This is a genomic window from Sphingopyxis sp. (assembly GCF_036402335.1).
Classification (GTDB): Bacteria; Pseudomonadota; Alphaproteobacteria; order Sphingomonadales; family Sphingomonadaceae; genus Sphingopyxis.
Genome location: NZ_DASWTD010000548.1, coordinates 1 through 6,438 on the forward strand (window position 1 = coordinate 1; position 6,438 = coordinate 6,438).

At 66.9% G+C, this 6,438-nt stretch carries 5 protein-coding genes; all 5 read right to left on the reverse strand.

The features are described from left to right. Positions 1 to 205: 205 nt before the first annotated feature. Positions 206 to 1,918, reverse strand: a complete 1,713-nt coding sequence (locus VGD20_RS17820) for an ATP-binding protein (RefSeq protein ID WP_414714595.1) — start codon at positions 1,916 to 1,918, stop codon at positions 206 to 208. 83 nt (positions 1,919 to 2,001) lie between these two features. After that, positions 2,002 to 2,775: a TIGR02186 family protein gene (locus VGD20_RS17825; RefSeq protein ID WP_331135719.1), complete on the reverse strand. Its 774-nt coding sequence runs from the start codon at positions 2,773 to 2,775 to the stop codon at positions 2,002 to 2,004. After that, positions 2,772 to 3,680: a sulfite exporter TauE/SafE family protein gene (locus tag VGD20_RS17830; RefSeq protein WP_331135720.1), complete on the reverse strand. Its 909-nt coding sequence runs from the start codon at positions 3,678 to 3,680 to the stop codon at positions 2,772 to 2,774. The genes VGD20_RS17825 and VGD20_RS17830 overlap by 4 nt, the downstream gene beginning before the upstream one ends. Positions 3,681 to 3,798: 118 nt before the next feature. After that, entirely contained in the window at positions 3,799 to 4,947 is a 1,149-nt protein-coding gene (locus tag VGD20_RS17835) for a hypothetical protein (protein WP_331135721.1), read from the reverse strand. 2 nt (positions 4,948 to 4,949) lie between these two features. Further along, the gene (locus VGD20_RS17840; RefSeq protein WP_331135722.1) at positions 4,950 to 6,371 is read right to left on the reverse strand and encodes a glycosyl transferase family protein; all 1,422 of its coding nucleotides are present in this window, start codon (positions 6,369 to 6,371) and stop codon (positions 4,950 to 4,952) included. Positions 6,372 to 6,438 lie beyond the last annotated feature (67 nt).

Genomic DNA, 6,438 nt, shown 5'->3' on the forward strand with positions numbered 1-6,438 from the left:
CCGCGACCGGCCGCTTCGCGCGCGTCCACGATCCCGAGGGCAACCCGATCGAACTCTGGGAGCCGCCGAAGGAATAAGCTGTTTGTCCGCTAACGCGGACGCAGCACCGGCCCGCTCCCCCACCCGGCCTCCCACAGAGTATCCTGGAATGGGAGGCCGGGTGGGGGAGCGGGCCGGTGCAGCCTTCGCCGTCAGGCGAAGAGTATCAACGTCCCTGGCTGCGCCAGCGCTTGACGACGCGCTCGAGGATTTCCGCCTCGCCGCCGGTTTCGCGCCACAGCTTCGAGAAGAGCGGATCGCTCGATGCGGGCCGCTTTTCCTCTTCGAGCGTGTCGAGATAGACGCGGATCGGGATCGCCACGCCTTCGCCGCAGACGATGCATTCGCGATTACGCAGCGCGGGGATCGAGTCGATGAAGCCGCGCGCGCCTTCGGGCATTGCCGCCTTCACGAAATGCTGGTCGCGCTCGTTGTTGAGACGCATCGAGATGATCGTGCCGCACTGCGACAGCACGCCTTCGGCAAGGTCCGACGGACGCTGGGTGATGAGGCCCAGCGACACGCCATATTTACGGCCTTCCTTGGCGATGCGTTCGAGGATCTTGCGCACCGCCTGCCCCTGTCCGGTGTCCTTCGACGGGATGTAGCGATGCGCTTCCTCGCACACGAGCAAGATCGGCCGCTGCGGCTCGCCGCGCGACCAGATCGCATAATCGAAGGTCAGGCGCGACAGCACCGCGACGACGACGCCGGTGATGTCCGACGGGACACCCGACACGTCGATGATCGAGATCGGCCGGCCGTCCGACGGCAGGCGGAAGATCTTGCCGAGAAAGCCCGTCATGGTGTCGGCGACGAGCATGCCCGAGAACATGAAATTATAGCGCGGATCGGCGCGCATTTCCTCGATCTTGCCCTTGATGCGCATGAACGGCGCCGACGAGGTCGCCTTGTCGAGCTTGCCCATCTCGTTCTGGAGGATGTTGAGCAGGTCCGAGAGCAGATAGGGGATCGGCGAGTCGACCGTGATCTTGCTCATCCCTTCGGCAAGCCGGTTCTTCGTGCGCGCCTGCAGCAGGCAGCGCGCGAGGACGTCGCAGTCGGCCTGCCGGTCGCGGCCTTCGGCGGTGACGAACACCTCGCAATGTTCCTCGAAGTTCATCAGCCAATAGGGCATCGCAAGATTGTCGACGTCGAACAAAGCGCCGGTGCCCTTGAACGCCGCCGAATATTCGCCGTGCGGATCAATCATCAGGATATGACCCTGCGGCGCGAGTTCGCAAATCTTGTGGAGGATTAGCGCCGCGCTCGTCGACTTGCCCGTGCCGGTCGAGCCGAGCAGCGCGAAATGCTTACCGAGCATCGCATCGACATAAAGCGACCCGCGGATATCCTTGGTCGGATAAACGGTGCCGATTTCGACATGCGCACGTTCGTCGGCGGCATAGATTTGCTTGAGATCGGCGCTGGTCGCCGCAAAAACCTGGCTACCCGGGATCGGATAGCGGGTGACGCCGCGCCGGAAATTGTGGATGCGGCCGGTAATCTTTTCCTCTTCGCCTTCGCCGAGGAAGTCGATCGTCGCCACGATCAGGCCTTCGCCGCGTTCGTGCAGTTGCTGGTCGCGGATGCTGGCGATCAGCCAGACATTGCCGACGCGCACCTTGACCTGCGCACCGACCTGCCCCGCCATCGCCACCGCGGCGTCGCTGGACGACGACAATTTTCCGATCGTCGCGGCATCGAGGATGATACGCGACGCCGCGCCCGAAATATCGACCACTTCGCCGATCATCAGGTCGTCGCGATGATGCGTGGTCACCGGTGCGACCGGAACCGCCGTGCCTCCGCCGGCAAGCCGGACGTGCTGCGCCGCCGTCGAATCCCCGGCGCCAAATCCGCCGCCCTGCATATCCATCAATTCGCCCCGCCTGTCATGGTCCCGGACACCGGTATCGCAGGAGAGGGTAAAGATAGGCTAAAGGCTTAGTACGGACCCTTTCAGCGGCGGCGGAATACGGCCGAGGCGCCATAGCCGAGCACCAGCGACAGGAATACGGCGGAGAGGCCATAGAGAAAACCGTGACGCTGGGCCGCCAGCGCCACGAAGCGCTCGAATCCGGCCTTGCGGATCTGGACATCGCGCGATGCAACCGCGAGCACGCGACCGCGGCTGATCAGATAGGTTTCGGCGCGATAGGTGCCGACGGGAACGCGCGCCGGAACCGGGATGCGCGCGCGATAGAGCACGCCTTCGGTGATCTCGACCGCGGAGGGATTTTCGACAAAGAGGCCCGAGCGACGATAGAGGTCGGTGAGCCCCGCCTCGAACCGCTGGAGCTTCTGCGCTTCGGAGAAACCGGTCGGCGACATCGACAGATTGGCAAGGCCAAGCTCGAAGATCGCCGCGGTCCGCTCGTCGACCAGCTTGTCGATCGGGCGCGACGATCCGATCGCGTAAAAGCCTGGCGAGGTGCGCAAGCGGATACTGCTCGCATTGACCCAGATCCCGGCGACGCGCCGCTTTTCGCGGAGCACGATCGGGCGCACCGGCCCCTTCAGCACCACGACGATGTCGGCGCGCTGGTCGGGCAGGCGCTGCCCCGGATACAGGATCGCGCCGAACAGCAGCAGTTCCTCGCCGGTGAAGCTGTACTGGATATCGATCGCCCGGCTCGAGACGTCGGGCACCAGCCGCGGGTCGGCCGCGCTCACGGGTACGGCGGCGAGCAGGGCGGCGGTCAGAACCGCGAGCAAGGCGCCCGGGCGCATCATTGCACCGTGTAGATTTCTTCGGGACGGATGAACAGGTCGACCCCCATGCGCAGCGCGACGAGCAGCACGATCGCGGCGAGCGCCATGCGCAGATATTCGGGCTTTACCTTCTGCGCGAAGCGCGCGCCGAACTGCGCGCCGATCACGCTGCCGAGGAGGAGGAGGCCGGCGAGCACGATATCGACTGCGCCGGTGGTCATCGCATGGACCATCGTCGTCGCGATCGTCACGAACAGGATCTGGAACAAGGAGGTACCGACAACGACCTGCGTCCCCATGCCGAGCAGGTAAAGCATCGCGGGCACCATGATGAACCCGCCGCCGACCCCGAGCAGCATCGTCAGCACGCCGCCGATGAGGCCCAGCAGCAGCGGCGCGAGCGGCGAAATGTAGAGGCCCGAACGATAGAAGCGCCAGCGCAGCGGCAGGTTGGCGACCATCGGATGATGGCGCCGCTTGCGCGCCGGGGCGGGCAGGCCCGCCTGCGATGCGCGAAAACTCCCCCACGCCTCACGCCCCATGAAGGAGCCGACGATGCCGAGCAGCGCGACGTAGAGGATGTTGATGACCGTATCGATCTGCCCCCAGGCGGTGAGCAGTTCGAACAGGCCCGCTCCAATCAGCGAGCCGAGCAGGCCGCCCGCGACGAGCACGCCGCCCATTCGCAGGTCCACCCCGTCGCGTTCGAGATGCGCCATCACGCCCGATACGCTGGCGCCGGTGACCTGCGTCGCCGCCGATGCCGCTGCGACTGTCGGCGGAATGCCATAGAAGATCAGGAGCGGCGTGGTCAGAAAACCGCCGCCGACCCCGAACATGCCCGACAGGAAACCCACCCCGCCGCCCAGCAGGATGATGACCAGCGCATTGACCGACAGATTGGCGACAGGAAGGTAAAGGTCCATGGGCCCCTAGACTTAGGTCTGCGGCACAAAACTGCGCCGGGTCCTGCACCCTAGAGCATTTTTTCGAAGCGGGGAATCGTCTCCGGCGGCTATTTTTCCCCCCGATTTTTACTAGCGATCAGAAGTCTGTCGCAAGAGTCAGCGCCAGCCCGCTTTCGGGACGCGCATCGCCCGCGACGCGCTGGCGCCAGTCGAGCGCGATCCGGCTGCCCTCACCCAAATGCGGAAGGCGGAGCGTCAACCGCGGCCCGACGTCGACGCGCGCTGCACCAGGCTGCGCCGCGCCGGCCGCCAGCGCACCGAGCCGCAGCGACGCCGTTTCGTCGGTGCCGATGCGGCGGTCGATCACGACAGCACCATCGACAAAGCCATCGCGCCGACGCGCGCCCACGACGCCCGCCTGTCCATAGGCTTCGAGCCGGAAACCGCCAGGCATCGTGACATCGCCGACGCCACCGCTGATCATCGCGGCCAGCGCATTGCGGCCGTCCTTGCCGAGCGCGACCCTTCGCTCGACCGCAATGTCGACCGGCGCGTGCACGAATGGCGCAAAGGCCAGCCCCAATGCGATCTCGCGCTGTTCGGGTTGGCGGACCGCCATCGTGGCACGGCCGTAAGCCCGGACACGCCCGCTATCGCCGAAACCATAGCCGAGCCGGAACCCGGCCTGACTGCCGCCAAGCTGGCCGGCCGCTGCGATGCCGTCGGGGGCAGCACCATCGCCGTCGCGCAGGTAGAGCCAGCCGCCGAGCGACCATCCGGCAAGCTGCCGCCGGATCCAGAAAGGCTTGCCCTGGCCTGGCGCGGCCTGTGCGGCGGGGGGCGATGCAAACCACATCGGTGCGTCAGCCGCGACGGCCGATCGCGCTGCCCCGCCCGGCAGCGGCGGCAGGAGCCGCGCCATCAGCGCCAAACGGAGGCTGTGGCGATCGGCGCCGAGACCGCCGGCGAATGCCGCGTCGGGTTCTTTCGCGGTCGTCACGCCGGCGAGGTGCCGCGCCTCGCTGTGCCATAAGGCCGGAAAAGCAGGCGACAGCCCGGCCTGCCGCTGCGTTGTGGCGCTTTCCCCGGTGCGCAGCTTCAGACGCAGAGATACCGCACTTGCTGTAAAGGGCGATGGCGCCGACCAGGGCGCCTGCGTCCCGGCGGGCGGCTGCGGTATCGCGGGATTCCAGACCATCATGGCCCGCAGGACGGTCCAGCTGCCGATGCAGACGAACAGGAAGCGCAGCGCCCGCGCGTCACGGCGCGTCCACCGTCGCTGCACGATCATCGCGGCACCGTCGGCGCGGCGACCGGTTCGGCCGCGATGTCGCTTTCCAGATGCTCGGTCTTGTCCCACACAACCTCGCCCGACCGCAGCATCCGCCAGTACAGGACGACCGCGCGCCGCGCGGCGAGCATCGCGACGATATTGGCGACCAGCGCGCGCGGCACCGCCAGCAACGCCTGTCGCAGGCCGTACCAGCGCGCGGTGAAATGACCGCGCATGCCCAGCCGCCAGAGCAGCAGCATCGCGTTGAGCGCGAGAAGCAACCGCATGGCGCCGGGTTCGGCCGTCGACCATCCCCATAACGCGTGCCCCGCCCAGCCAAGCGCAGTGGCGATCAGCCCCGCATAGGCCGCGAGCAGGATCAGCGCGGCGAGCGGCGCGCGGCGATCGCGCCACAGCATCCAGCGCGCGAGCCAGCTGCGGCGGACGGAAAGGCCGGCAATTCCCTGCCGAGCCCCGGGCCAGCCGAGATGATCCCAGCCCGCGAGCGCGATCCCTGCGACCCAGCGCGCCTTTTGCCGCACCGCAGCGTCGACCCTGCCCGGAAAGGCGCCGCGCGACACGATCCGGGTTCCCGACCGGCCGATCGTGTCGACGAAACGCGCGCCGAGGCCATAGGCGCCGAGCAGCATGCCGACCTCATAATCCTCGGTCAGGCTGTCGCAGCGGAAGGGATCGCCGCCGCGCTCGATCGCCAGCAGCGCCAGCGCACCGCGCGTCAGCGCGCAGCCGACCCCGGCCGACGGCAGCGGCATGCCGAGGCGCGAGCGCAGCACCAGTTCCTTGCCGTGCGCTTCGGCAAATTCGTCGCCATAGTGGCCGCCAATCCAGTGCGACCCGCGTTCGATCAACGGCACGACCGGTATCTGCACCATCGCGTTGTCGGCAAGATGGATGCGATGGAGCGCGAGTTCATCCGGGTGGACATGGTCCTCGGCATCGTGGAGCACGACCGCGGCGAACCGCATGTCGTCGGCGCGCTCATCCTCGCAAAGCGCCGCCCATAACCGGTTGAGATTGTCGCCCTTGGTCGTCGGCCCGTCGCGTTGGTTGATGACGAGCCGGAGCCGCCGGTCGCGCGCGACGAGCGGCGAGACGGCGAACAACGTCACAGCGTCATTGGGGTAACAGCCGACATAGAGGATGAAATCCTCACCCGCCCATGCGTCGAGCGTCCGGCGCAGCATCGCCGGCAGGACTTTCGCCTCGTCCCACGCGGGCAAAAAAACCGCGAAAGTCCCCTTGAGCGGCGGCGTGGCCGGAAGATCGGGCGGTTCGGTCCGGCGCGTCGCCAGCCACAGCGCATCGAACAGCAAATCGTCGAGCCCGATCAGCAGGATTCCGACTGATGCGAACAGCATCAGTTCGTGGCTGGCTCCCGACACCAGCCATTCCAGCCATGCGGTCGACAGCTCCAATGTGCTAGCCCCGCCCCCACCGATGACCTAATGTCATCCACGCCGACAGTGCTAGTGAAGACGGTGA